24 protein-coding genes are annotated in these 23,762 nt (G+C 71.3%); 14 read left to right on the top strand and 10 right to left on the bottom strand.

Annotated elements, in window-relative coordinates; translation table 11 throughout:
• Nucleotides 1-312: 312 nt before the first annotated feature.
• Both OHA72_RS02275 and OHA72_RS02270 read right to left on the bottom strand, forming a co-directional pair.
• The gene (locus OHA72_RS02275; protein WP_327006207.1) at nucleotides 313-2,160 is read right to left on the bottom strand and encodes a vWA domain-containing protein; all 1,848 of its coding nucleotides are present in this window, start codon (nucleotides 2,158-2,160) and stop codon (nucleotides 313-315) included.
• A 4-nt stretch (nucleotides 2,161-2,164) separates the two neighbouring features.
• Entirely contained in the window at nucleotides 2,165-3,220 is a 1,056-nt protein-coding gene (locus tag OHA72_RS02270; protein WP_327011419.1) for an AAA family ATPase, read from the bottom strand.
• 121 nt (nucleotides 3,221-3,341) lie between these two features.
• On the opposite strand from OHA72_RS02270, the gene OHA72_RS02265 reads away from it, so the two are divergent.
• Nucleotides 3,342-3,557: a biotin/lipoyl-binding carrier protein gene (locus OHA72_RS02265; protein WP_327006206.1), complete on the top strand. Its 216-nt coding sequence runs from the start codon at nucleotides 3,342-3,344 to the stop codon at nucleotides 3,555-3,557.
• Between the two features lie 11 nt (nucleotides 3,558-3,568).
• On the top strand, nucleotides 3,569-4,066 hold the full coding sequence (locus tag OHA72_RS02260) for a GNAT family N-acetyltransferase (RefSeq protein ID WP_327006205.1): 498 nt from the start codon (nucleotides 3,569-3,571) through the stop codon (nucleotides 4,064-4,066).
• Between the two features lie 22 nt (nucleotides 4,067-4,088).
• On the opposite strand, the gene OHA72_RS02255 is transcribed toward OHA72_RS02260, so the two are convergent.
• A complete protein-coding gene (locus OHA72_RS02255) occupies nucleotides 4,089-4,739 on the bottom strand; it encodes a TetR/AcrR family transcriptional regulator (protein WP_327006204.1) in 651 nt (216 codons plus the stop codon).
• A gap of 100 nt (nucleotides 4,740-4,839) precedes the next feature.
• Here OHA72_RS02255 and OHA72_RS02250 point away from each other — a divergent pair, with 100 nt between their 5' ends.
• The gene (locus OHA72_RS02250; RefSeq protein ID WP_327006203.1) at nucleotides 4,840-6,381 is read left to right on the top strand and encodes an MDR family MFS transporter; all 1,542 of its coding nucleotides are present in this window, start codon (nucleotides 4,840-4,842) and stop codon (nucleotides 6,379-6,381) included.
• Between the two features lie 130 nt (nucleotides 6,382-6,511).
• A complete protein-coding gene (locus OHA72_RS02245; RefSeq protein ID WP_327011418.1) occupies nucleotides 6,512-7,540 on the top strand; it encodes an SIS domain-containing protein in 1,029 nt (342 codons plus the stop codon).
• Here the strand turns inward: OHA72_RS02245 and OHA72_RS02240 are convergent.
• Nucleotides 7,515-7,961 carry a hypothetical protein gene (locus OHA72_RS02240; protein WP_327006202.1) on the bottom strand — a complete coding sequence of 149 codons (447 nt, stop codon included), beginning with the start codon at nucleotides 7,959-7,961 and terminating at the stop codon, nucleotides 7,515-7,517. The genes OHA72_RS02245 and OHA72_RS02240 overlap by 26 nt on opposite strands.
• Before the next feature lie 22 nt (nucleotides 7,962-7,983).
• On the opposite strand from OHA72_RS02240, the gene OHA72_RS02235 reads away from it, so the two are divergent.
• The 5 genes from OHA72_RS02235 (at nucleotide 7,984) to OHA72_RS02215 (ending at nucleotide 13,754) form a co-directional block, all read left to right on the top strand.
• Complete coding sequence (locus OHA72_RS02235; protein ID WP_327006201.1) at nucleotides 7,984-9,483, top strand: sensor histidine kinase; 1,500 nt, start codon at nucleotides 7,984-7,986, stop codon at nucleotides 9,481-9,483.
• Between the two features lie 390 nt (nucleotides 9,484-9,873).
• A complete protein-coding gene (locus OHA72_RS02230; RefSeq protein WP_327006200.1) occupies nucleotides 9,874-11,607 on the top strand; it encodes a nitrite/sulfite reductase in 1,734 nt (577 codons plus the stop codon).
• 154 nt (nucleotides 11,608-11,761) lie between these two features.
• Nucleotides 11,762-12,472 carry a phosphoadenylyl-sulfate reductase gene (locus OHA72_RS02225; RefSeq protein ID WP_327006199.1) on the top strand — a complete coding sequence of 237 codons (711 nt, stop codon included), beginning with the start codon at nucleotides 11,762-11,764 and terminating at the stop codon, nucleotides 12,470-12,472.
• 71 nt (nucleotides 12,473-12,543) lie between these two features.
• Nucleotides 12,544-13,257 (top strand): sirohydrochlorin chelatase, encoded by a 714-nt coding sequence (locus OHA72_RS02220; protein WP_327006198.1) that lies wholly within the window; start codon nucleotides 12,544-12,546, stop codon nucleotides 13,255-13,257.
• A 35-nt stretch (nucleotides 13,258-13,292) separates the two neighbouring features.
• Nucleotides 13,293-13,754, top strand: a complete 462-nt coding sequence (locus tag OHA72_RS02215) for a TFIIB-type zinc ribbon-containing protein (RefSeq protein WP_327006197.1) — start codon at nucleotides 13,293-13,295, stop codon at nucleotides 13,752-13,754.
• 71 nt (nucleotides 13,755-13,825) lie between these two features.
• Here OHA72_RS02215 and OHA72_RS02210 read toward each other — a convergent pair whose 3' ends face one another.
• The gene (locus OHA72_RS02210; RefSeq protein ID WP_033358446.1) at nucleotides 13,826-14,083 is read right to left on the bottom strand and encodes a WhiB family transcriptional regulator; all 258 of its coding nucleotides are present in this window, start codon (nucleotides 14,081-14,083) and stop codon (nucleotides 13,826-13,828) included.
• 381 nt (nucleotides 14,084-14,464) lie between these two features.
• Nucleotides 14,465-15,400 (bottom strand): diacylglycerol/lipid kinase family protein, encoded by a 936-nt coding sequence (locus tag OHA72_RS02205; protein WP_327006196.1) that lies wholly within the window; start codon nucleotides 15,398-15,400, stop codon nucleotides 14,465-14,467.
• A 74-nt stretch (nucleotides 15,401-15,474) separates the two neighbouring features.
• Here OHA72_RS02205 and OHA72_RS02200 point away from each other — a divergent pair, with 74 nt between their 5' ends.
• Together OHA72_RS02200 and OHA72_RS02195 are read left to right on the top strand one after the other, a co-directional pair.
• Entirely contained in the window at nucleotides 15,475-15,870 is a 396-nt protein-coding gene (locus OHA72_RS02200) for a hypothetical protein (RefSeq protein WP_327006195.1), read from the top strand.
• A 107-nt stretch (nucleotides 15,871-15,977) separates the two neighbouring features.
• Complete coding sequence (locus tag OHA72_RS02195; protein WP_327006194.1) at nucleotides 15,978-16,718, top strand: FadR/GntR family transcriptional regulator; 741 nt, start codon at nucleotides 15,978-15,980, stop codon at nucleotides 16,716-16,718.
• Between the two features lie 306 nt (nucleotides 16,719-17,024).
• Here the strand turns inward: OHA72_RS02195 and OHA72_RS02190 are convergent, their stop codons facing one another.
• The 3 genes from OHA72_RS02190 to sodN all read right to left on the bottom strand — a co-directional run bounded on the left by OHA72_RS02190 (nucleotide 17,025) and on the right by sodN (nucleotide 18,487).
• Nucleotides 17,025-17,453 carry an ATP-binding protein gene (locus OHA72_RS02190; RefSeq protein ID WP_327006193.1) on the bottom strand — a complete coding sequence of 143 codons (429 nt, stop codon included), beginning with the start codon at nucleotides 17,451-17,453 and terminating at the stop codon, nucleotides 17,025-17,027.
• A 75-nt stretch (nucleotides 17,454-17,528) separates the two neighbouring features.
• Nucleotides 17,529-18,008: a GNAT family N-acetyltransferase gene (locus tag OHA72_RS02185; RefSeq protein ID WP_327006192.1), complete on the bottom strand. Its 480-nt coding sequence runs from the start codon at nucleotides 18,006-18,008 to the stop codon at nucleotides 17,529-17,531.
• A gap of 74 nt (nucleotides 18,009-18,082) precedes the next feature.
• Nucleotides 18,083-18,487 (bottom strand): superoxide dismutase, Ni, encoded by a 405-nt coding sequence (gene sodN, locus OHA72_RS02180; RefSeq protein ID WP_327006191.1) that lies wholly within the window; start codon nucleotides 18,485-18,487, stop codon nucleotides 18,083-18,085.
• Between the two features lie 70 nt (nucleotides 18,488-18,557).
• Between sodN and OHA72_RS02175 the strand changes: the two genes are divergently transcribed.
• From OHA72_RS02175 to OHA72_RS02165, 3 genes are all read left to right on the top strand, one after another.
• The gene (locus OHA72_RS02175) at nucleotides 18,558-18,872 is read left to right on the top strand and encodes a S24/S26 family peptidase (protein WP_327011417.1); all 315 of its coding nucleotides are present in this window, start codon (nucleotides 18,558-18,560) and stop codon (nucleotides 18,870-18,872) included.
• A gap of 174 nt (nucleotides 18,873-19,046) precedes the next feature.
• On the top strand, nucleotides 19,047-20,165 hold the full coding sequence (locus tag OHA72_RS02170; protein WP_327011416.1) for an NAD(P)-dependent malic enzyme: 1,119 nt from the start codon (nucleotides 19,047-19,049) through the stop codon (nucleotides 20,163-20,165).
• Nucleotides 20,162-21,115 (top strand): zinc-binding dehydrogenase, encoded by a 954-nt coding sequence (locus OHA72_RS02165; RefSeq protein ID WP_327011415.1) that lies wholly within the window; start codon nucleotides 20,162-20,164, stop codon nucleotides 21,113-21,115. Before OHA72_RS02170 ends, OHA72_RS02165 begins: the two co-directional genes overlap by 4 nt.
• Before the next feature lie 1,727 nt (nucleotides 21,116-22,842).
• On the opposite strand, the gene OHA72_RS02160 is transcribed toward OHA72_RS02165, so the two are convergent.
• Entirely contained in the window at nucleotides 22,843-23,748 is a 906-nt protein-coding gene (locus OHA72_RS02160; protein ID WP_327006190.1) for an alpha/beta hydrolase family protein, read from the bottom strand.
• Nucleotides 23,749-23,762 lie beyond the last annotated feature (14 nt).

Raw genomic sequence — 23,762 nt, 5'->3', positions numbered from 1 at the left:
CAGATCGTCTGTCGGCACCGAACCGCGGCCGTCGGCAGGAACGCTGCCGTGCGCGTGCCTGCCGCCCGGCGCCCGCCGTCCAATCAAGGTCGCAAGGTCATCCGCTGGTCGCGAGCGTGCCTGTTTCGTGCCGAAAAGCGTGGTTGCAGCGGTGATGCCGGTGCGGGTCGCCGCCGGCATGATCGATGTCGCGGGCTGGTCGCCCGGGCGGCTTCGGTCGGCCCGTCATGATCAAACGCGAGGGTCCGGGGGCAGAGGCGGAGCGCCTGAGCGGGCACCCGGTCCGGAGCCGGGGATCGAAGTGGGGTCGGGTCAGCGGAGACGGAAGACGGGGCCGCGGGGGGTGAAGGGCAGCCGGGCGGCGTCCGGGACCAGGAACGCGTGCTCGCGGCGGACCCGGACGTGGTCGCAGTAGCCGTCGGTGATGACCAGGATCGGGGCGTCGGCGGGGAAGTCCGTGGCGCGCTCCAGCAGGCGCACGCCCGGCTGGAGGATCGTCCCGCCGCGACCCTTGATCCGCACCCGCCCGGCGATGTCGGCGACCCCTAGGTAGCCGGCGTCATACGCGGCCGCGTCGCAGAACACGACCCGGGCGGCGGGGACGTCCCGGGCGGTGGCGTAGGAGGCGATCGCGCCGAGGGCCTTGCCGAGCAGGGACCGGTCCATCGACCCGGAGGTGTCCAGCACGACGCCGAACGTGGCCCGCTCGACCTCCTCCTCCGGCCAGAGCCACCCGGGCCGGGGGATGCCGGGGGTGGAGCTCTGCCGCCGGGACGGGCGCGCGTAGGAGCGGCGGGGCGCCGGGCCGCGCACGTGCTCCTCGAACCAGCGGGCCAGCTGCGCGTCCCACGGCAGCGGCGGGTGGTCCAGCGCACGGATCTCCTGGACCAGGCCGGCGGGCAGCCAGCCGCGGCCGTTCGACTCGTGGAAGGCGAGACCGGTGGCGAGGGCACGGCGGTAGTACTCGTCGAGCTCGGTGCCGCGGTGCGGGTGGCGGGCGTCGCAGAGGATGTCGCCGAGGCCGCGTCCGCGCAGGGTGCCGAGCCGCCGCAACCGGCGCAGGTCGGTGGCGATCCGGTCGTACACCTCCTCGGCGCCGGCGCCCTGGAACTGCGGGTCGTAGAGGACCCCTTCGGGCAGGTCGCCGACGGCCATCTCGACGAGCCAGCCGTTGATGACGTAGTCGGTGGCGATGTTCCACAGGTACGGGTCGCGGTGCGCGACGCGGTCGCCGTGGCGCAGGGCGGCGTGCAGCATCTCGTGGGCGATGACGAAGCGCCGCTCGTCGGGGGTGAGCGGGGCGAACGGGTTGACGTAGATCTCGGCCGCGGCGGGGTCGACGGCGGCAATGCTGATCGACATGTCGCGGGACACGGTGACGTCGCCGATGATGGTGAACCCGGCGGCCAGGCCGGCCAGCAGCGGGTAGGACGACACGAACCAGCGGCGCGCGGTCTCCCACGCCTCGTCGGTCTTGCGGCCGGTGCCCCGGTCGACCTGCCGCAGCGTCCCGGCCTCGTCGACGGCGGCGGCCGCGGCCTGGCCGAGGCCGAGGGCGAACCGGTCCGGCCAGGTCATCGCCGTCACGCCGGGCCGGGTGGGCGGCATCCAGCGGGCCCGGTGCGGGTGGACGGGCGCGCCCGGGGTGAGGTCGGTGTCGCCGCCGGTCCCACCGGCCGAACAGCCGGCCATCCCGTCGGGGATGCCTGAGACCCGCCACCGTTCGGCGAGCTGCTCCTCGGGTGCCGTGGGCAGTGCCGGCAGGTGTACCGGCGCCCGCCCGAGCCGCAGCTCCGCCTGGAAGCGGGCGACGACCACGCACCGCGCCACCGAGAGCTCGGCGTCGACGCGCTCGGCGGGGTCGTCGAGGTGGCCGAACCCGAGGTGCAGGGCGCAGTGCGCGAACACCCACAGCCACTCGTCCAGCTCGAGCGGCGAGTGCTTGTTGGCCACGACGGTGCCGTCGGCGTGGACCCGGGCGTGGCCGCGGGCCCGGATCAGCGGCGTGTCCTCCGCCCACCGCCACCGCAGCTCGCGCGGGTCGGCACCGGTCGGGTCGTCGGCGAGGGCGCGGAACATCGGGTTGCCCGCGACCGCGGCCCAGGCGTGCTGGGCGCGTTCGAGCCGCGGGTCGACCTTCTTCTTCGCGGCGGAGGCCATCGGCTCAGGCCCGGGCGGCGACGAGGCGCGGCAGGTCGCGGGTCACCTCGACCAGGAACCACGCCGGCAGCGCCGGCATGCCGTCCTCGTCGGTGGCGATGACCAGCTGCGCGCACTCCAGGGAGATCTCGGCGAGCTCGACGAGCAGCCCCTTCGCCCGCACCGCGAAGCGGCGCACCGACGGCGAGGCGTGCTCGCGGCTGGCCGGCAGGTCCTTGACCAGCCGGGCGCGGAACGCCTCGGCGAAGAAGTACAGCAGGTCACGGTCCGTCGGGTCGCGGGGCCACGGCGCGTCGCCGCGGACGATGGCGTCCAGGCCATAGCGGTGCCGGACGGTCTTGACGTAGGCGCAGAACGCCGACGCGTGCGCGGGCGTCAGCGTGCCCGCCGTGAGGACCCGCAGGATGTCCTCGCCGGCGTCCTTCTCAAGATCGCTGCCGAAGGAGTGCAGCGCGTCGGACAGCATGTGCCAGGACCGCGGGGTCGAGAACGGCTCCTCGGTCTTCGGCGGCTTCGACCACAGGTGGTCCGGGCGGGCCGTGAGGTATCCGGTGACGAGGGCGTGCAGGCCCGCGCCCATGGCCCACAGCAGCCAGTCGTCGGCGCTGGCCCGCAGGTGCACGTGGATGAGCCGGTTGAGCAGCGCCGAGGCCATCGGCCGGGCGAGGGCGTTGTCGGAGGCCCGGTTGCCGGCGCCGATCACGATCGAGCCGGCGGGCAGCTCGTAGGCGCCGATGCGCCGGTCGAGGATGAGCGAGTAGAACGCCTTCTGCACCTCGGGCGAGGCCGAGTTGAGCTCGTCGAGGAACAGGCAGTAGGGCTCGTCGCGGGCGATCGACTCCGGCGGCGCGAAGCGGCTACGGCCGTCGCGCAGCTCGGGCACGCCGATGAGGTCCTCGGGGGCGAGCTGGGTGCCGATGAGGGTGACGCAGTCCAGGCCGAGCGCCGCCGCGAACTGCTTGACCAGGGAGCTCTTGCCGATGCCGGGCTGACCCCACACGAACACGGGACGCACCACCGCGACGTGCAGCAGCACGCCGGGGAGGGTCGCCGGGGTCACGGTGACGGTCGATTCCACGCGGCAATGATGCGTTCGCCGCATGGCCGCGCGCGACCGGGTTTCCCACCGATATGCTCCCAACGCAATCCGACGTACGCATCCGACGTCAAAGGAGACCGGGATGTCCGACGAGATCCGTGCCGAGATGGTGGCCAACGTATGGAAGATCACCACCGAGGTCGGTGCCGAGGTCAGCGAGGGTGACACCCTGGTGATCCTCGAGTCGATGAAGATGGAGATCCCCGTCATCGCCGAGTCCGAGGGCACGGTCAGCCAGATCGCCGTCAATGAGGGCGACGTGGTGCAGGAGGGCGATCTGATCGCCGTGATCGGGTGACGTCAGCAGCGGTGACGGTCCGGCGTGCGGCGCCGGACGACTACGCGGAGGTGGCGCGGCTGACCGTCGAGGCGTATCGCGCCGACGGCCAGCTCGAGGAGGAGCACGGCTACGGCGACGTGCTCGCCGACGTGGCGACCCGCGCCGGGCACAGCGAGATCCTGGTCGCGACCGACGGCGCGGCGCTGCTGGGCGCGGTCGCGTTCGTGCTGCCCGGCTCGCGCTACGCGGAGCTGTCCAAGCCGGGCGAGGCGGAGTTCCGGATGCTCGCCGTCGACCCGGCCGCGCAGCGGCGCGGGGTGGCGCGGGCCCTGGTGCGCGCCTGCGTCGAGCGGGCCGCCGCCCTGGGCTGCGGGTCGCTCGTGATCTCCACCCGGGACCGCAACGCCGCCGCGTTCGCGCTCTACGACACCTTCGGCTTCGTGCGCGAGCCGGCGCTGGACTGGACCCCGGTGCCGGGTGTCCGGCTGCTCGGCCTGCGCCTGAAGCTGCCCAGCACCGCCACCTGAGGCCCGGCGGCTGCCGCCGCCGCTACTCGTCCTCGGTGGGGCGAACCCCCCGCGCCGCCAGGCGCATCAGGTCCTCGGCGACCTCCAGGGTCGCGTCGCGGCGGTCCTGCGCGGTGAGGTCACGGCCGCGGAACACGAACCAGCCCGCGTGGATGGTGAAGATCGCCATCGCGCGGCGCAGCTGCTGCACCGTGGACTCCTCGGGGTCCATCAGGAACTCGAAGACCCGCTCCATCTGCCCGCGCATGAGCTTGCCGGCGGCCATCGTGTTGATGAGGGTCTGGTTGCGTTCGAAGAAGCGGATCACGTGCTCGTGCTTCTCGACGTCGTGCAGCACCGAATAGCGCCGCACGAACTCGATGCGGGTCTGCTCGGTGCGCGGCTGCGCCTCGGCCCACGCCATCAGCGCGTCGACCGCGGCGATGCGGTGCTCGATGAGGCTGTTGACGATGTCGTCCTTGGTCGGGAAGTGGTAGTAGAGCGCGGCCTTGGTGACGCCGAGCTTCTCCGCGATCTCCCGCAACGACGTCTTGTCGTAGCCCTCCTCGATGAACAGCTCCAGGGCGACCCGCTGGATGTGCGCGCGCACGTCGTCGGGCTCCGCGTCGGTGGCACCGGTGCGGATGCGGTTGCGCCCCCGCACCACGCGGGCGGCGGTCTGGTTCTGCTCCATCGGGACCATCCTACGTGAACCTACTTGACGAGCGGCTAGTAGTCAGCTTACCGTGCGGCTAGTAAGTTCACTAGCCGGCCGACAAGTAAGGTGTGCCACGATGTCCGACAAGCGCATTCGCGTCGTACTGCCGGGGCTGCTCATGGCGATGCTCCTGGCCATGCTCGACAACGTCATCGTCGGCACCGCGATGCCCCGCATCGTCGGTGACCTCGGCGGCGTCGACCACCTGTCCTGGGTCGTCACGGCCTACGTTCTCGGCGCCACCGTCTCGACGCCGATCTGGGGCAAGCTCGGCGACCTCTACGGGCGCAAGACGGTCTTCCTGACCTCGATCGTGATGTTCCTGCTCGGCTCGGTGCTGTGCGGCTTCGCGCAGGACATGGTGCAGCTGATCGGCTTCCGCGCCTTCCAGGGCCTCGGCGCCGGTGGCCTGATGGTCGGCGCGATGGCCGTCCTCGGCGACCTCGTGCCGCCCCGGGAGCGCGGCAAGTACCAGGGCCAGATGGCCGCGGTCATGGCTGTCGCCATGGTCGGCGGCCCGCTCGTCGGCGGCTTCATCACCGATCACGCCGACTGGCGCTGGGCGTTCTTCGTCAACCTGCCGCTCGGCGGCGCGGCCCTCGCGCTGCTCGCGTTGAAGCTCGACCTGCCCAAGCGGCGCACCGAGCACCGCATCGACTGGCTCGGCGCCGCGCTGCTGTCCGTCGGCGTGACCGGCCTGGTGCTGATCACCACCTGGGGCGGCACCCAGTACGCCTGGGGCTCCGCGCAGATCCTCGGCCTCGCCGTCCTCGCCGTGGTCGCGCTCACGGCGTTCGCCCTGGTCGAACGCCGGCACCCGGAGCCGATCCTGCCGCTGGCCATCTTCCGCAACCGCAACTTCAGCCTGATCTCCGGCGTCGGCTTCCTGGTCGGGTTCGCGATGTTCGGCGCGATCACGTTCCTGCCGCTCTACCAGCAGATCGTCCAGGGCGCCTCGGCGACCAACTCCGGCCTGCTGCTGCTGCCGATGATGGGCGGCCTGCTGATCACGTCCCTGGTCGCCGGGCGTCTGATCACCAAGACCGGCCGGTACCGGGCGTTCCCGATCATCGGCGGGCTCGTCATGGTGGTCGCGATGGTGCTGCTGTCGCGGCTGGACTCCGACACCTCGAAGCTGGAGTCCGGGATCTACATGGCCGTCCTCGGCCTGGGTATGGGCTTCCTGATGCAGACCTCGATGCTCATCGCGCAGAACAGCGTCGAGCTCAAGGACCTCGGGGTGGCCAGCAGCACGGCGACGTTCGCCCGCTCGATCGGTGGCGCGTTCGGCGTGTCGGCGTTCGGTGCGATCTTCAACCACCGGCTGCACGACCTGCTCGCGGGCAAGGTCGGCGAGCAGGCGGCGGAGCAGCTGTCCGGCGGGGGAGGCGGCGGCGCCACGATCGGCCCCGCGACGCTCGGCCAGCTGCCGGCGCAGGTGCGCACCGCGGTCGTCGACTCGATCGCCGGCGCCACCTCGAGCGTATTCCTGTGGGCGATCGCCGCGACCGTCCTGGTGCCGGTCCTCGCGATCTTCATCCGCGAGGTGGCGCTGCGCGGCGCCCCCGAGACGCCGAAGGAGCAGCCGGAAAGCACGCTCGTTGCGCAGGAAGGGTAGTTTCGCGCACCGGATGCGCGAATTTACCCCGAAAACTGGCGTCTGGTGCGCGAAGCTGCGAAGATTTGAGCAGTAACGCGCACCAGACGATGCAAGGGAGACAGCCGTGACGGAGCAGCCCGGTGCCGGAATGCAGGCGGACATCGCCGAGCAGCCGGCGGTGTTCGCGAGGCTCGTCGACGAGCAGGCCGACAGGATCGCCGCCGTCGCCGCACAGATCGCTCAATGGCAGCCGCGCAACGTGATCTTCACGGCGCGTGGCACCTCCGACCACGCCGCGCTGTACGCGGCGTACCTCACCGAGATCCGCCTCGGCATCCCCGTCGGCCTCGCGTCGCCGTCGGCGATGACGCTGTACGGGGCCCGCCCCGACCTGCGCGACACGCTCGTCGTCGGGGTCAGCCAGAGCGGCGGCTCACCCGACCTGCGCGAGGTGCTGCGGGTCGCCGGTGAGCAGGGCGCGCACACCCTCGCCGTGACCAACAACGCCGGGTCGCCCCTCGCCGAGGTCGCCGAGCTGCACGTCGACGTCGTCGCCGGGCACGAGATCGCGGTCGCGGCCACCAAGACCTACACCGCGGAGCTGCTCGCGCTGCTCATGCTCGTGGAGAGCATCCGGGGCGGCGGCACGCTGCCCGCCGAGGAGCTCGCCGAGCTGCGCAAGCTGCCCGATCACGCGGCCGCCGTCCTCGCCGACGGCAGCGCCGCCGACCTCGCCGCCCGCTACCGGTTCGCGGACCGGATCGTCACCACGGGCCGCGGCTACGCGTACCCGACCGCCCGCGAGACCGCGCTCAAGCTCATGGAGACCTCCTACGTGGCCGGGCTCGCGTTCTCCGGCGCGGACCTGCTGCACGGCCCCCTGGCGATGGCCGACCCCGACGTGCCGGTCCTGGCCGTCGTCGGCGGCGGCCCCGCCGGCGCCTCGATGCGCGACGTCGTCGGCCGCCTCGGCGAGCGCCGCGCCGACGTGGTCGTCTTCGGCCCGTCCGCGGTCGACGGCGCCACCGGCTGGGTGCAGACCCCCGACGTCGACGAGCGGTATGCGCCGCTGCTGGACATCCTGCCGCTGCAGCGGCTCGCGCTGTCCCTCGCCCTGCACCGCGGCGAGAACCCCGACGCGCCGCGCGGGCTCAAGAAGGTGACGGCGACGCTGTAACGGCGACGTCGACGACCGCGGGCCGGCCTTCGCGCAGCGCCCGCGACTCGAACGACACCGGGGGGCGGTCCGCGACCAGGATCTGGTAGGCGGGCCGGCTCCCGGACAGGTTCAGCAGCTCGAACGCGAAGTTGCAGCGGTACCCGTCGGGCGCGCTCGCCAGTACCCCCGACGCCAGCGATGTCACGGCGATGACCTTGCCCTCGGTGTCGGCCACCTTCACCGTCGCCCCGGCGACGATGTCCGGGGCGGACGCCGGCGCCAGGCACGGCGTGCCCGGGATCCCCGCCGCCGCGCCCGCCACGCTCGCATACCCGTGCAGCAGGAACCCGTCGGGCTTGCCGGTCTCATCGGCACGCGAGACCCAGCCACAACCGCCGAGGGACAGCACGAGTGCAAGGGGAAGCAGCAGGCGGCGCACCGGTTCACCTTAGTCTGTACCGGTGTCGACCCTGCGTGACCTCGTCGAGGAGCACACCTCCCTCGCCCCCGAGGACATCGAGCACCTGCACCGCCTCGCCGGCGACTGGCAGATCGTGTCCGACCTGTCCTTCGCCGACCTGCTCATGTGGGTGCCGATCGCGGACCGCGGCGAGTTCCTGTGCGTCGCGCAGGTGCGGCCCACCACCGCGCCGACCGCCTACCAGGACGACCAGGTCGGGCGGGTCTCCGGCGGGCCCGAGGTGGCGCACCTGACCATCGTGCGGTCGCAGGGGCGGATCTGGCGGGAGGGCGACCCCGTCTGGTACGGCGACATGCCTGCCCGCCACGAGGCGATCCCGGTCCGCCGCCGGGGTGAGGCCCAGGTCATCGCCGTCGTCGGCCGCGACACCAACCTCAGCACCGCCCGGACCCCGGCGCAGCTGGAGCTCAACTACCTGACCACCGCCGACGACCTGGCGCAGATGATCGCCGACGGCACGTTCCCGCCGCCGCGGCACCCGGGGGAGACCACCAGCGCCCCCCGCATCGGCGACGGCCTGGTCCGGCTCGACGCGTCCGGCAAGGTCACCTACGCCAGCCCGAACGCGCAGTCGGCGTACCGGCGGCTCGGGCTGGCCGCGCACCTGGTGGGGGAGAGCCTCGCCGAGATCACCGGCCGGCTCGTCGATGACCCCCTGGAGGGCAAGGACGCCACCGACCGGGTCCACTCCGCGCTGCGCGGCGACGCGCCCGCCCGCAAGGAGCTGGAGGCCCGCGGCGCGACGGTGCTCATGCGGGCGCTGCCGCTGATGCCGGCGGGGGTACCGATCGGCGCGCTGGTCCTGGTCCGCGACATCACCGAGGTCCGCCGCCGGGACCGGCAGCTGATGACGAAGGACGCGACGATCCGCGAGATCCACCACCGGGTCAAGAACAACCTGCAGACCGTCGCCGCGCTGCTGCGGCTGCAGGCCCGACGGGTCGGCGTCCCGGCCGCCCGCCACGCGCTGGAGGAGTCGGTACGCCGCGTCGCCTCGATCGCGCTGGTCCACGAGACGCTGTCGATGTCGGCGTCGGACACCGCGGACGAGGCGGTCGAGTTCGACGGCATCGTGGACCGGGTCGCCGCCGCCGCCGTCGAGGTCGGCGCCTCGGACTTCACGGTGGCGCTGCGCCGCGAGGGCGACTTCGGGGTGCTGCCCGCCGAGATCGCCACGCCGCTGGTCATGGTCCTCAACGAGCTGCTGCAGAACGCGGTCGAGCACGCGTTCGAGCCGCCGTCCTCCGCCTCTCCCGAGGTCGTCGTCTCCGTGCACCGCTTCCGCAAGCAGCTGCACGTGACCGTCGCCGACAACGGCCGGGGCCTGCCCGACGGGTTCGACCTGGACAGCAGTGAGCGGCTCGGGCTGCAGATCGTGCGGACCCTCGCCACGGGGGAGCTGCGCGGCACGATCGAGCTGCGGACCCGGGCCGAGGGCGGCACCGAGGCCGTGATGGTCGTCCCGCTGGCGAAACGCTGAAACCTACCGCAGTGTGGGACCGGCGCGGCTTCCCGGTCGCCACCAGGCCCTTTCGGGTCTGTTTTTCCTATCGGCTGAGTCGTGTTTATGTTACGTCTGGGTGACGCGGGTTTGAGACAACCCTCACGCCGACGTGGCGTAAGGACCGGTCGACGTGGAAGACTGCACCCTATGCACGCTGCTTCTCTGCGGCTCGTCAGCCGCCGACACGTTGACTACGGTCGCGTGCGCAGCGCCATGTGTCCGGCTTGCTGATCGCCGCCCGCTAATTCTTTTCCCGGGCGCGCGACTTCGCGCCGGATTCTTCATGACATCGACGTCATCCATCGCGCATCTTCCGCGATAGGCCGGCGCAGGCTCGCGTGCTCTCAACCTTGAGAGGACGCCGACATGACGGTGAACACCGTCCCGGCAGGCAACGCCGCACCCGCTCCCCGCCCCGCGTCCCGCGGCGCACGGGCCGGTGCCGGCGGGCGCCCTCGTGGCGAGGGGCAGTGGGCGCTCGGACACCGCGAGCCGCTCAACCCCAACGAGCGCAGCAAGAAGGACGACAACCCGCTCAACGTCCGGGCCCGCATCGAATCGATCTACGCGCACCGCGGCTTCGACTCGATCGACCCCGCCGACCTGCGCGGCCGGTTCCGCTGGTTCGGCCTGTACACGCAGCGCAAGCCGGGCATCGACGGCGGCCGCACCGCGATCCTCGAACCCGAGGAGCTCGACGACAAGTACTTCATGCTGCGCATCCGCAGCGACGGCGGCCAGCTGAGCCTGGCGCAGCTGCGCACCATCGCGTCGATCTCCACCCGGTTCGGCCGGGACACCGCCGACATCACCGACCGGCAGAACATCCAGCTGCACTGGATCCGCGTCGAGGACGTCCCGCAGATCTGGCAGGAGCTCGAGGCCGTCGGGCTGTCCACCACCGAGGCCTGCGGCGACACCCCGCGGGTCGTGCTCGGCAGCCCGATCGCCGGCGTCGCCGAGAGCGAGGTGCTCGACCCGACCGAGGCGATCACCGAGATCACCCAGCGGTTCATCGGCGACCCGTCCCTGTCCAACCTGCCACGCAAGTTCAAGACGTCGATCTCGTGGCTGCCGGACACCCCGTACGAGGCGAACGACGTCTCCTTCGTCGGTGTCATCCACCCCGACCACGGCCCCGGCTTCGACCTCTGGGTCGGCGGCGGCCTGTCGACCAACCCGATGCTCGCCCAGCGGCTCGGCGTCTGGGTGCCGCTGCACGAGGTCGTCGACGTCTGGCACGGCGTCATCCAGATCTTCCGCGACTACGGCTACCGCCGGCTGCGCACCCGCGCCCGGCTGAAGTTCCTCGTCGCCGACTGGGGCGTGGCGAAGTTCCGCGAGATCCTTGAGACCGAGTACCTCAAGCGCGCCCTCATCGACGGCCCGTCACCGGACCTGCCGGAGAAGCCGATCGACCACATCGGCGTGCACAAGCAGTGGGACGGCAAGTACTTCGTCGGCGCGGCACCCCTCGCGGGCCGCAGCTCCGGCACTCAGCTGGCGAAGGTCGCCGACCTCGCCGAGCGGCACGGCAGCGACCGGGTGCGGCTCACCCCGTACCAGAAACTCATCGTGCTCGACATCGCCGAGGCCGACACCGAGGCCGTCGTGCGGGGGCTGCAGGCCGTCGGCCTGGAGGCCCGCCCGTCCAACTGGCGGCGCGGCACGATGGCCTGCACGGGCATCGAGTTCTGCAAGCTGGCGATCGTGGAGACCAAGGCCCGCGCCGCCGAGCTGGTGGAGCACCTGGAGGCCAAGGTCGCCGAGCTCGACGCCGACATCTCCATCCACCTCAATGGCTGCCCCAACGCCTGCGCCCGCACCCAGGTCGCCGACATCGGCCTCAAGGGCATGCTCGTGCGCGACGACGCCACCGGCGACATGGTCGAGGGCTTCCAGATCCACCTCGGCGGCGGCCTCGGCATGGCGGCGGGGCAGAACGCCGGCTTCGGCCGCAAGCTGCGCGGCCTGAAGACCACCGCCGCCGACCTGCCCGCCTACGTCGAGCGGGTCACCAACCACTACCTGGCCGGCCGCTCGACCGGCGAGTCCTTCGCGCACTGGGTGCTGCGGGCGCCGGAGGACGAGCTGCGATGAGCGAGCGCATGGCTCCCCTGTACTGCCCGTACTGCGGGGACGAGGACCTACGACCGCACGAAGAGACCCACGGCGCATGGGAGTGCCGCAGTTGCGCACGGGTCTTCTCACTGAAATTCCTGGGGCTTGCGGCACACATGTTGGAGGCGAAGCGATGAGCACAGCCGTTGCACGAACGAGGGAAGAGTCCATGGCGCTGGCCAAGGAGGCGTCCGCACGCCTCGAAGGCCAGTCCGCCGACAAGATCGTGGAGTGGGCCGCCGGCGAGTTCGGCGACCGGTTCTGTGTGACCAGTTCGTTCGCCGACGCCGTCCTCGCCCACGTCGTGTCGAAGGTCGTGCCCGGCGTGCCGGTCATCTTCCTCGACACCGGCCTGCACTTCGCCGAGACGCTGCGGGTCCGCGAGGTCGTCCAGCGCACCCTGCCGGTGACGGTCCGCTCGATCCGCCCGCGGCAGAGCGTCGCCGAGCAGGACGCCGAGCACGGGCCGCGGCTGTACGCCCGCGACCCCGACGAGTGCTGCTTCATGCGCAAGATCGAGCCCCTGGAGCGGGCCCTCTCGGACTACGACGCCTGGGCCGCCGGCCTGCGCCGCGACGAGTCGCCGAGCCGGGCCAACACGCCGATCGTCGGCTTCGAGCAGGCCCGCGACAAGTTCAAGGTGTCGCCGCTCGCGCAGTGGACACAGGCGGACGTCGACGCGTACATCTCCCGCTACAACGTGCCGGTCAACGCGCTCATGCGGCAGGGGTACGCCTCGGTCGGCTGCTGGCCGTGCACCCGGCGGACCCCTCCCGGCGGCGACCCGCGCGGCGGGCGCTGGCCGATGTTCGACAAGACCGAGTGCGGCCTGCACACCGGGTGAAGGCATTTGGTGCGCAGCATCGGGGGTGTGGGGTGGCGCAGCCGGGGGAGCCGGTAACAGCGGTTCTCCTGGTGGCGCACGGGTCCGCGGATCCGCGGGCGGCGGCCTCCACCAGGGCCCTCGCTCGCGCGGTCGCGGCCCAGCGCCCCGGGCTGGACGTCCGGACGTCCTATCTGGACCATGCCGGGCCGCGGCCGGACGCGGTCCTGCTCGACATGCAGCGGCTCGGGCATCGCTCTGTGGTGGTGGTCCCGCTGCTGCTGACCGCTGCCTTCCACGGCCGCGTGGACCTGCCGGCGGTCATCGACCGGGCCTGTTCCAATGGCCTCTCCCTCCGGGTGCACACGACTGACGTGCTCGGACCGGTCGGTGGTGTGGTGCCGCCGTTGCTGCTGGCCGCGCTGCGCCGGCAGATGCCCGCGCTGGAGGCCGACGGGGTGGTCATGATCGCCGCCGGTACCCGCGACGACCTGGCCAGGCACACCGTGGACCTGGCCGCTGCCGCACTCGGGCAGCAGCTCGGCCTGCCGTGCCGGGCCGCCTTCGCCTCCGGGTCGCCGGTCACCGGCGCGGTCGCTGTCGCCTCGCTGGGCTGCGCCAGGGTGGCGATCTCCTCGTATTTCCTGGCACCCGGCCGGTTGCACGACACCGCCGTCGCGTCCGCGGTGTCGGCCGGCGCGCTGAGCCCCGCCGCGCCGCCGCTCGGCCGGGCCCTGGACCTGGCCCGTCTGGTCGTCGCCAGGATCGGCCGGGTCTCGCCGGAGACGGTGGGTCTCGCCGCCTGACGGCCGCCGTGGATGCCTGCGGCTACCTTGGACGTATGCAGATGACATGCCCGAAGTGCCGCGGCGAGATGCGGCAGTACGAGCGCAGCGGTGTCACGGTGGACCAGTGCCTGGAGTGCCGTGGGATCTTCCTCGACCGTGGTGAGCTGGAGAAGCTCGTCGACGCGGAGAACGCCTGGCGCGGCGGGCGTGCTCCGCAGCCCGGTATGCCGGGTGTCCCCGGTGTTCCCCCGGGTGCGCCCGGGTTCCCGCCGCCTGGGGCGCCGCAGGGCTATCCGCCGCCCGGCTCCACGCAGGCATACCCGCCGCCGCCCGCTTACGGCCAGCAGCCGTACGGTCAGCCTGGTTACGGCCAGCCGGCATACGGCCAGCCCGCGCACGGTCAGCCGCATTATCCGCAGCAGCACGGTCATTACGGCCACCACGGTCATTACGGCCATCACAAGAAGCGGAAGAAGCACCACCGCGACAGCTTCTTCCAGGAACTGTTCGACTGAAGTTCAGGCATACGAAACGCCCCGGCCGACCGGCCGGGGCGGTTTTCGTCTTCGGTGCAGTTATGGGAAGGCTATGCGGAGTGAGCGCGGACCCGGAGGCCACCGCGACGCTTCATCAAGCGACGCTCGTCTTCGCTCATTCCGCCCCAGACACCTGCGTCCTGACCGGAATCGAGTGCCCATTGCAGGCAGTCACTGGTCACGGAGCAGCGCTGGCAGACTGCCTTCGCCTGCTCGACCTGCAGCAACGCGGGGCCCGAAGTCCCGATGGGGAAGAACAGCTCCGGGTCCTCGTCGCGGCAGAGGGCATGGTGGCGCCAGTCCGACATGGCGGCAACACTCCTTGTTGTTTTCGCGGATCGTTGTTAATGATTCCCTATATGCATCTCGCGTAACGTCTCGGCTAGGCGGAGCCTGAAGATCCGTAACGCGCCTGCGGGCAACGCTCAGTGTTCGTTTCGCTTGTGAATGCTTTCACGAACTACCGCGATGTCAAGGGGTCCAAACCAAGAAAATCCAAGTCGGTGAGCAAGCTCACGCACTGTTTGTCCGAGTTTATTGTGTTTGGGGACCCTGAATCGCAACAGCCAGTTACCAATGTAGTACGGTTCGGTCAACGACCGGAGGGGTTTCCGGGATGCGGCCGCGGTGTCTCTCTCGCGACTCTCTGCAACTTTCTCCCCCTTCGGTGGATGATCGCCCGGGGTGACTCAACACACTACGCGTAACGCCCCCGGCACGGACGCGAAATCCAACTTGTCGCACTCTCCGAGGTACTCCCCGTCGACCTGGAAAGCGATCGGTTTGGCAGCGGTGAGCGTGAACCCGGCAAGATCGTGCATCCGCAGCACCTGCTTACCCTTCGGATCACTGCCCCGCGCAAGCTGGGCCATCGTCCGGGCCGTGCTCCCGACCTGCATCTGCAGCAGGCCAAGCACGTCAAGCCCCGTGTCGAACGAGGCTCGCGGATTCGGATCCACCGGCCGCTCGCCGATGTATGTCCACGGTGCGGTGTTCTGCACCAACATCCACGTTAGCCCGGACCTGGCCGGTTCGCCCGGTAGCTCGAGCGTGAGGAGCGGCACCCGGCGGTTCGTCGTGACGTACTGCTGCGCGATCGCCCTGAAGTACAGCCACGGCGTCGACGTCGAACCCTTGTGCCTGGCCTGATCAACCCGGCGCACGACCTCCGCGTCCAACCCCATACCGGCGCAGAACGTAAAATACCGGTCGTCGGCGCGGCCGAGCCCCACGATCCGCTCCCGCCGGTCCCGCAGCGCCTCCAGGATCGCGCCCGTGCCCTCGGCCCAGTCGCTGGGCAGGCCGAGCGCCCGCGCGAACACGTTCGTCGAACCACCAGGGACGACCGCGAGCGCCGGCCGCTCCTGCGCCCGCCCCGCCGCCGCGCCCGTGTCGAACGTCATCAGGCCGTTGACCGCCTCGTTGACGGTGCCGTCCCCGCCGAGCGTCACGACCAGGTCGAACCCCTCGCGGGCGGCGTTGCGCGCCAGCTCCACGCCGTGGCCTTTGCGCTGCGTGTATGCCACCTCCAGGTCGACCTGGCTGCGCAGCGCCCGCACCAGGATGTCCCGACCGCGTTCGGTGGTGGTCGTCGCGTTCGGGTTGACGACCAGGAGGGCTCGCATGGGCGGCACTGTACCCGCTCTCCCGCGCGATAAGGTTGGTGCGCGCGATACGGCGCTTCAGAAGGGAATGCCAGGTGAGCGGCACGGCAGCGCCCGAACAGGCGCCGGCGACCCTGCGATGGGCGGTGCGGCTGCTGTTCCTGGAAGGCACAGGACTCGCCCTGCTCACGTTGGTGATCGTCTACCTCGACGTCACCGCCGAGTGGACCGCCGCGTCGATCGCCCTGTCCTCGACCGGCTATCTGGCACTCATGACCGCGCTCTTCCTCGGCGTCGCCGTCGCCCTGCACCGCCGCCGCCGGTGGGCCCGCGGCCCAGGGATCGTCGCCCAGATGCTGCAGATGCCGATCGGCTGGACCATGCTCACCCACGGCCAGCCATGGATCGGCGCGCCACTGTTCGCCCTCGGCCTCGCCGGCGCGATCCTGCTCTTCGCCCCGTCCACCCGTATAGCGCTCGGCATCCGCTGATCCGTCGACCCGCATAGCGCTCGGCATGCGCTGATCTCCGATCAAATGTAGGAGATCGAGGCGTTGCATGTCCCGCAGGTGGCCGGCGTGACATACGCTCATTTGTCGTGACGGTCGCACCCGCCTATCAGGTCCTCGCCGACCGGCTCCGCGTCGAGATCATGTCCGGCCAGCTCCAGCCGGGTGCCCGCCTGCCGACGGAGCCGCAGCTGTGCGAGCAGTCCGGCCTGAGCCGCTCCACCGTCCGCGAGGCCCTCCGCCTGCTCAGCAGCCAGCACCTGATCATCACGACCCGCGGCGTCAACGGCGGCAGCTTCGTCGCCGAACCCGACGCCCGCGCCCTGAGCGAGTCCCTCACCGACGGCATCGGCCTCCTGCTCGCCAGCGGCGCCGTCAAGGGCGACGATTTCCTCGAGGTCCGCCGGATGCTCGAGGTCCCCGCCGCCGGCCTGGCCGCCGCCCGCCGCGAACCCCACCACCTGCGCGAACTCGAGTCAGCCATGTTCGACCCGGACACCGCCAGCCTCGATGAACGCATCGCCACCCACGCCGCGTTCCACCTCGCGGTGGCGGCCGCATCCGGCAACACCCTGCTCTGCCTGGTCGTCCGCCCGCTGTACACCGTCACCGACCGCAAGGCCGCCGCCCACAACGCCCCACCCCCGATGTGGCGCGTCATCGACCGCGATCACCGGACCCTGCTCGAGGCGATCCGCGACCAGGACATCGACCTGGCGATGGAGATCGCCCGCGGCCACATCGACAACGTTCGCCCCTCCGAGGTCCCGCCACAGCACGCCCGCACCCCGGTCCCCGGCGTGGCAGTCCTCAAGGAACACCCGCTGTAGCCACCTCCGGCCGCCGGAGCACGGCCCGCACCTCCGCGCGCACCGTGGCGTCCTCATAAAACGCTCGCTTCAGCCAACCTCTGGCCATCTAGGACACCTCTGGCCGTCTGCGGTCTTGCCGGAGCGTGCCCGCGTCCGGCTCCCGGTGCGGCAGCGCTCCAGGAGCGCACGCTGTAGCCAACGTCCAGCCGTCGGACGGTCCGCCGCAGCACGCCCGCACCCCGCGCCGAGCCGCGGCGCCCGCGTGCCTGCCGCGTGCCCGCGCGTGGGGGATGATGCCGACGCGGTCACCGTCCGGAGTTTTCGCTACTTCGGGCGGCGTTTCGTGAGGCGGATGCTGGCCTGGTGTCCGTCGACCGTCGCGGACACCTCGTCGGCCAGGGCGCTGAGCACCTGCCAGGCGAACGACTCGCCGCCGGGCAGTCGCTCCGTCGGTGAGCCCAGTGGCACCGTCGTCTCGACCGTCAACGCGTCGGCGGTGACCGTGAACCGGCAGGCGAGCTCGACCGTGTCGCCGAGCTGAGGTGTCTCGCTGGCCACCGCGAGCAGCATCGCGCAGGCCTCGTCGACGGCGATGCGCAGGTCTTCGATCTCGTCGAGGGTGAACTGCAGGCGCGCGGCCAGACCCGCCGTCGCGGTGCGCAGCACCCCCAGATAGGCGGGCGACGCCGGCACGGCCAGCAGGACGACGTCGTCGCCGTCCGGGCCCGACCTCTTCGAAACGACCTGAGTCACGCGATGAACCCCCTTGCCCGCGACTCTACGACCTCACCGCACGCGCGGGCGCGGCGGACACGGTGGCAAGCTCCGTCACGCCGTTGCTGCCAGCGTCGTCAGTGCGTCGCCGGACAGCCGGTACGGCAGCCAGTCCGACTTGTGCCGTGCGCCGAATGCCTCGTAGAACGACCGTGCCGGGTTCCAGTCGAGGACCGCCCACTCCAGTCGCGGGTAGCCGGACTCGACGCAGATCCGCGCGAGCGCCGCGACGAGGGCCTTGCCGGCACCGGTACCGCGGGCCGCCGGCCGCACGTAGAGATCCTCCAGGTACACGCCGTGCACGCCCTCCCAGGTGGAGAAGGTCCGGAACCACAGCGCCATCCCGATGGTCTGCCCGTCGACGCGGGCGACGTGGCAGAACACCGACGGCGACGGATCGAACAACGCCACCCGCAGCTGCTCCTGCGTCAGGTGGCACTCCTCGACGGCCTTCTCGAACTCGGCGAGTTCATAGACCATCTCGACGATCGCCTGGACGTCCTCGTCCGCCGCCGGGCGGATTTCAACGCTCATCTATGTACCTCCGGTAAAAGAAACGCCCCCCACCCGCGTCGGCGGTGTGGGGGGCGAACCCGTGAGATGGCAGGTCAGGCCTGCTTGGTCTCCCAGAAGATCTTCGCGATCTCGTCGATCTTCGCCAGCAGCTTCTCGGCCACGGCCGGGTCGGCCGAGCCCTTGGCGCCGGACGCGCCCGCGAGCTTCGTCGCCTCGTTGAAGAGGTTGTGCAGCTCCGGGTACTTCTCGAAGTGCGGCGGCTTGAAGTAGTCGGTCCACAGCACCCACAGGTGGTGCTTGACCAGCTCGGCGCGCTGCTCCTTGATCAGCAGGGCCCGGGTGCGAAACTCGGGGTCGCTGCTGGCCTGATACTTGTCGTCGATTGCTTTGACGGACTCGGCCTCAATTCGGGCCTGCGCCGGGTCGTAGACACCACACGGCAGGTCGCAGTGGGCGCTCACCACGGTGCGTGGGGTGAATAGCCGCGACAGTCGCATCGAACCCTCCAGGGTGATTTGCGATGATCCTCAGTTCCTGACCCTACTCCTATCCAAGTCCGGGGATTTCATGCGGCTACCGTGGTTCGTGGCTCTGGTTCAGGGCCCGTCGATGGCGCCCACACTGCGCCACGGCGACCGGATTTTCGTGCGCCGTACCAGCGCCGCACGCGCGGGCGACGTCGTCGTCGGGTGTTTCCGCAGCCGGCCGGGACTTCTGGTGGTGAAGCGGGTCGCCCGAGCGGACGCCGACGGATGGTGGCTGACCGGCGACAACCCCTTCGGATCCGATGATTCGGGTGCGTACGGCACTGCCGACGTCATCGGACGTGTGACATTTCGCTGGTGGCCACAACCGGTGCGGTTGCGGCGCACCCCAGCGTAAGGTGATGCGGATACCGGGTCACCCCCGCTGAATCGCATCTTGAGCGCTTTCACCACCCGCGCGCTCCGCGGAAACACCAGCATTGTCAGACGTGGCAAAGGAGCCCCCGTGTCTGCACCCGTGACCAATCACGCCCTTGAAGGGCCAGTCTTCGACCTGCATCAGGGCGGCAAGATGTCCGTCCAGTCCAGCGTCCCGCTCGCCACCCGTGAAGACCTCGCCCTCGCGTACACCCCGGGCGTGGCCCAGGTCTGCGAGGCCATCGCCGCCGACGAGTCGCTGGTCCACCAGCTGACCTGGGTCGGCCGTGCGGTCGCCGTGGTCACCGACGGTTCGGCGGTCCTCGGCCTGGGCAACATCGGCCCGCGCGCCGCGATGCCGGTCATGGAGGGCAAGGCCGTCCTCTTCAAGCAGTTCGGCGGGGTGGATGCGGTGCCGATCTGCCTGGACACCCAGGACCCGGACGAGATCGTCGCGATCGTCACCGCCCTCGCCCCTTCGTTCGGCGGGATCAACCTGGAGGACATCTCCGCGCCGCGCTGCTTCGACATCGAGCGCCGGCTGGAGGCGACCCTGCCGATCCCGGTCTTCCACGACGACCAGCACGGCACCGCGATCGTGGTGCTCGCCGCGCTGCGCAACGCCGCCCGGGTCCTCAACCGCCAGCTGTGCGACCTGCGCATCGTCATCAGCGGCGCCGGCGCCGCGGGCGTCGCGGTCACCAAGATGCTGATCAGCGGCGGCGCCGACGCCGGCGAGATCGTCGTCCTCGACTCCCGTGGCTGCCTGCACGGCGGGCGTACCGACCTCAACCCGGAAAAGGCGGCCCTCGCAGCCCTCACCAACGCCGGCGGCATCACCGGCGACATCACCAACGCCCTGCGTGGCGCCGACGTCCTCATCGGGGTCTCCGGCGGCACCATCGGTGAGGTCGCACTCGCCGGCATGTCACCCGGCGGAGCGATCTTCGCGCTGGCCAACCCGACGCCCGAGGTGCACCCGGAGATCGCCGCCCGGTATGCCACCGTCGTCGCGACCGGCCGCAGCGACTTCCCCAATCAGATCAACAATGTGCTCGCGTTCCCCGGTATCTTCCGTGGCGCCCTCGACGCGGGCGCGACCCGCATCACCGACGGCATGAAGGTCGCCGCCGCGAAGGCCATCGCCGAGGTCCTCGCCGAAGAGGAACTGTCCACCGGTGTGATCGTGCCCAGCGCCCTCGACCCGAGGGTCGCGCCGGCGGTCGCCGCGGCGGTCGGCGCTGCGGCCCGCCGCGACGGTGTGTTGAGATAACCGTCATGCATGCCGCTTTCGCGTCCAGCTTCAACGATGCCGATCCGCTCGCCGGCCTCACGGTCGGCGACGCGCCGGAGCCGACACCCCTGGACGGCTGGGCCGTGGTGGACGTGCGCGCCAGCGCACTCAACCATCACGACCTGTGGTCGTTGCGGGGTGTCGGTCTCCGCGAGGACCAGCTGCCGATGATCCTCGGCTGCGACGCCGCAGGCGTCGGCCCTGACGGTGCCGAGGTCGTGGTGTACCCCGTCGTCTACACCGACAAGGGCGACTTCTCGATCCTGTCCGAGCACTACCAGGGCACCGTCGCCGAACGGGTCACGGTCCCGGCGTACAACCTGGTGCCGAAGCCCGCCGAGCTCACCTTCGCGGAGGCGGCCTGCCTGCCGACGGCGTGGCTGACCGCTTACCGGATGCTGACCACCAGGGGCCGCCTGGAGGCAGACGGGGCGGTGCTGGTGCAAGGGGCCGGGGGAGGGGTGGCCACGGCCGCGGTGCTGCTCGCCAGGGCCCTCGGCGCACGGGTGTACGCCACGAGCCGCGACGCCACGAAGCGTTCCCGCATCGCCGAGCTGGGCGCCACCGCGCTCGACTCCGGCGCCCGCCTGCCCGAACGCGTCGACGTGGTCGTCGAAACCGTCGGCGAGGCCACCTTCGAACACTCGATGAAGTGCGCCAAACCCGGCGGCCGCATCGTCGTCTCCGGCGCCACCAGCGGCCACCTGCCGAAGGTCAACCTGCGCCGCATGTTCGCGCTGCAACTGGAGATCCTCGGCAGCAGCATGGGCACCCCGGACGAGCTCGCCGACCTGATGACACTGCTCGCCAAGACCGGCGTACGCCCCGTCATCGACTCGGTCATCCCCTTCTCCGAGACCCGATCCGCTTTCGAGAAACTCCACTCCGGCGACGTCTTCGGCAAGATCGTCCTGGACCACACCGCCTGACGGCGCCCCCGGGGGAACAACCCGGAGACGCCCCGACGACGGTTGCCGGGCAGACGCTCTCCGGTCATCGCTCGACCCAGCTCCGGCCGGCGCCCAACGGTGCCGGCCGGAGCGTCGTCCGGCCACGGCCCCGCCCTGCTCCGGATGTGCCGCCGGCCAGCCGACCACGACGTGATTCCGCACGCGCGCCGACTTCGTGCGGGCCGACCTCCCAGGCCCGGGTCCGCGAGGTGCGGCGCCCGCGGACGGGGCTGCCGAGGCGGGGGTCTGCGAGCTGTGGGTCTCCGAGCTGCCGCGTTCGCGGCTGCGGGGGCGCGGGATGTGGGCTGCGGTTTGGCGGGCTGCAGGGTGCGGCGTTCGCAGGGGCCGGCGTTTGCGTGAGGCGGGTCCGCGGTGTGCTGGCATCCGAGAGCTGAGGCTGGCGTTCGCACAGCTGGTCGCTGTAGCGAACCGTGCCGGCTGCTGGTGATGGTGCGGGTTGGTCTGTGACGGTCGCTGGCGGTGGTACGGGCCGGGTTGTGATGGTCGGTTGCGCTGTGGGGCGGGCCGTCGTGGTTGTAGGCGCGTGGCGGGGTGCGGCGGCCGCTGGTGGTGGCTGGTCGTGTGGGTCGGGTTTGTTGCGGTCGGTCGCGGTGCGGGGCCAGCCGCGGTGGTTGTCGGCGTGGGTGTGCGGCGGGGTGGAACGGCCGCCGGCCGCGGTGTGGGGCGGGCCGTGGTGGTGGCTGGTGTGGGTGCGCGGCGGTGTGTATCGGCAGCTGGTGGTCGTGTGGGCTGGCTTGTGGCGGTGGCTGGTCGTGTGGGTCGGGTTTGTTGCGGTCGGTCGCGGTGCGGGGCCAGCCGCGGTAGTTGTCGGCGTGGGTGTGTGGCGGGGTGGAACGGCCGCCGGCTGCGGTGTGGGGGCGGGCCGTGGTGGTTGTGGGTTTGTGGCGGTCGCTGGTGGTGCGGGTCGGGTTGCTTCCGTGGGCAGCGGTGTGGGCCGAGCCGTGGTGGTGGTTGGTGTGGGTGCGCGGTCGTGTGTATCGGTAGCTGGTGGTCGTGTGGGCTGGTCCGTGGCGGTGGTTTGTAGTGCGGGTCGGGTTGCCGCCGTGGGCTGTGGTGTGGCCCCCGCCGTGGTGGCGGTTGGTGCGGGTGTGGCGGCCGTTGGTGGCGTGGGCCGGTCGGTGGCGGTCGATGGCGTGGGCCGGTCGGTGGCGGTTGGTGGCGTGGGCTGGTCTGTGGAGGCCGTTGGTGGCGTGGGCCGGTCGGTGGCGGTCGATGGCGTGGCGGATCGCCCCGACGTGCCGGGAATCGCGACGGCCGCTGGTGGGGACGCGCGGCGAGCCCGGCCCGCCAACGACGGCCGGTGGAACGCACCCGTCGCCGATGGCGCGGAGAGCCCGGTGGCCGGTGCAGAGCGCGTGCCGGCGACTGTCGACGCGGGGACGTGGGCGCCGCGCAGGCGGGACAGTTTCGTCGCGTGCCGGGCGGCCAGGCCGTGCGCCCGTGCCTCCGCGAACTCCGCCCTGACCCGCACCTTCTCCTCGCGCCGCCGCTCGAACGCCGCCGCCGACGCGGCGAGGCGGGCGTCCCAGTCAAGAGGCCCAGGCGGCCCGCAAGCCCCGGAGCCCGGTGCGTCCAACGAAAAGTACGGTCGTGGCACGTGCCGCCTCCCCCGGTAGGCGCTACCCCTCCATTCTCCGAGCGCCCCACCCACCGGTCCAACCCATATCATCATATGAGAATAAGCATCACAGGCGGTCGTCGAAGGAGGGGCCGCTGGGGAGTTGCTGACGGGCGGAGGTGTCGCCGTACAGCTCCAGGCGCAGGAAGGCGAGGGTCAGGGAGCGGACCGCAATGAAGGATGCCGCGCCCGGCTGGAGGTAGGGGTCGTTGTGGTTGCCGCCGGGGACGGTCAGCATGGCCTTCGACCAGGGGACGACGTCGTAGGTGGCCTTGCCGGAGGCGTAGGAGACGAGTGGGTCCGCGTCGCCGTGGACGAACAGGAGGGACGCGGGGGTGCCGGTGAAGGCGGTGCCGACGCCGAGGCCGCTGCCGGCCAGGACGATGCCGGCGTGCAGGCGGGCGTCGCGCCCGGCGGTGAACAGGCCGACGGTGGTGATGGCGCCGGCGGAGTGGCCGGCGGCGGCGAGGCGGTCGCCGTCGATGCGTTTGCCGAGGGGGCCGGCGAGGACCTGGGTGAGCACGAAGGTTGCGTCGGCCGGCTGGTTGAGCACGTCGTAGACGTCGAGGCGGGGGGCGCTGCGGGTCGTGTTCGGGTAGGCCGGGGCGATCACCACGAAGCCGGCCGACGCCCAGGCGGTGAGCAGCGGCGCGAACGACTCGGGGGTGCCGTTGAGGCCGTGGCTGAACACGACTGCGGGCACCTTCGACGGCGTGGACGGCGTCCAGATGACGGTGCGCAGGACGCGGCCTTCGCGGCGGTACGTGACCTCCTGGCGCGACACGTCCAGCGCTGCGCGCGGCACCGGCAGCGGCGGCAGCGGCGCGACCTGGGCGAGCCTCGGTGCGACGGTCCCGGCGGGGGACGGTGACGGGGTGACCCAGCGGGCGGGCTCCGGCTGACCCGTGCAGCCGGACACGAGGGCCACGGCCATCAGAGCGGCCAGGACCGGCAGGGAGGCGAGGCGGCGCATGGCATCAACCGTAC

Origin of the sequence: Dactylosporangium sp. NBC_01737, from assembly GCF_035963215.1 — a bacterium.
Taxonomy (GTDB): domain Bacteria; phylum Actinomycetota; class Actinomycetes; order Mycobacteriales; family Micromonosporaceae; genus Dactylosporangium.
Note: the sequence above shows the minus strand (reverse complement) of the source record. Positions and strands in the feature narration are given on the sequence as shown.

What these genes read in the sequence shown, in the direction of transcription:
- OHA72_RS02275 (WP_327006207.1), bottom strand. Translation starts at nt 2,160, where the DNA reads ATGGCCTCCGCCGCGAAGAAGAAGGTCGACCCGCGGCTCGAACGCGCC.
- OHA72_RS02265 (WP_327006206.1), top strand. Translation starts at nt 3,342, where the DNA reads ATGTCCGACGAGATCCGTGCCGAGATGGTGGCCAACGTATGGAAGATC.
- OHA72_RS02255 (WP_327006204.1), bottom strand. Translation starts at nt 4,739, where the DNA reads ATGGAGCAGAACCAGACCGCCGCCCGCGTGGTGCGGGGGCGCAACCGC.
- OHA72_RS02250 (WP_327006203.1), top strand. Translation starts at nt 4,840, where the DNA reads ATGTCCGACAAGCGCATTCGCGTCGTACTGCCGGGGCTGCTCATGGCG.
- OHA72_RS02245 (WP_327011418.1), top strand. Translation starts at nt 6,512, where the DNA reads ATGCAGGCGGACATCGCCGAGCAGCCGGCGGTGTTCGCGAGGCTCGTC.
- OHA72_RS02230 (WP_327006200.1), top strand. Translation starts at nt 9,874, where the DNA reads ATGACGGTGAACACCGTCCCGGCAGGCAACGCCGCACCCGCTCCCCGC.
- OHA72_RS02225 (WP_327006199.1), top strand. Translation starts at nt 11,762, where the DNA reads ATGAGCACAGCCGTTGCACGAACGAGGGAAGAGTCCATGGCGCTGGCC.
- OHA72_RS02215 (WP_327006197.1), top strand. Translation starts at nt 13,293, where the DNA reads ATGCAGATGACATGCCCGAAGTGCCGCGGCGAGATGCGGCAGTACGAG.
- OHA72_RS02210 (WP_033358446.1), bottom strand. Translation starts at nt 14,083, where the DNA reads ATGTCGGACTGGCGCCACCATGCCCTCTGCCGCGACGAGGACCCGGAG.
- OHA72_RS02205 (WP_327006196.1), bottom strand. Translation starts at nt 15,400, where the DNA reads ATGCGAGCCCTCCTGGTCGTCAACCCGAACGCGACGACCACCACCGAA.
- OHA72_RS02185 (WP_327006192.1), bottom strand. Translation starts at nt 18,008, where the DNA reads ATGAGCGTTGAAATCCGCCCGGCGGCGGACGAGGACGTCCAGGCGATC.
- sodN (WP_327006191.1), bottom strand. Translation starts at nt 18,487, where the DNA reads ATGCGACTGTCGCGGCTATTCACCCCACGCACCGTGGTGAGCGCCCAC.
- OHA72_RS02175 (WP_327011417.1), top strand. Translation starts at nt 18,558, where the DNA reads ATGCGGCTACCGTGGTTCGTGGCTCTGGTTCAGGGCCCGTCGATGGCG.
- OHA72_RS02170 (WP_327011416.1), top strand. Translation starts at nt 19,047, where the DNA reads ATGTCCGTCCAGTCCAGCGTCCCGCTCGCCACCCGTGAAGACCTCGCC.
- OHA72_RS02160 (WP_327006190.1), bottom strand. Translation starts at nt 23,748, where the DNA reads ATGCGCCGCCTCGCCTCCCTGCCGGTCCTGGCCGCTCTGATGGCCGTG.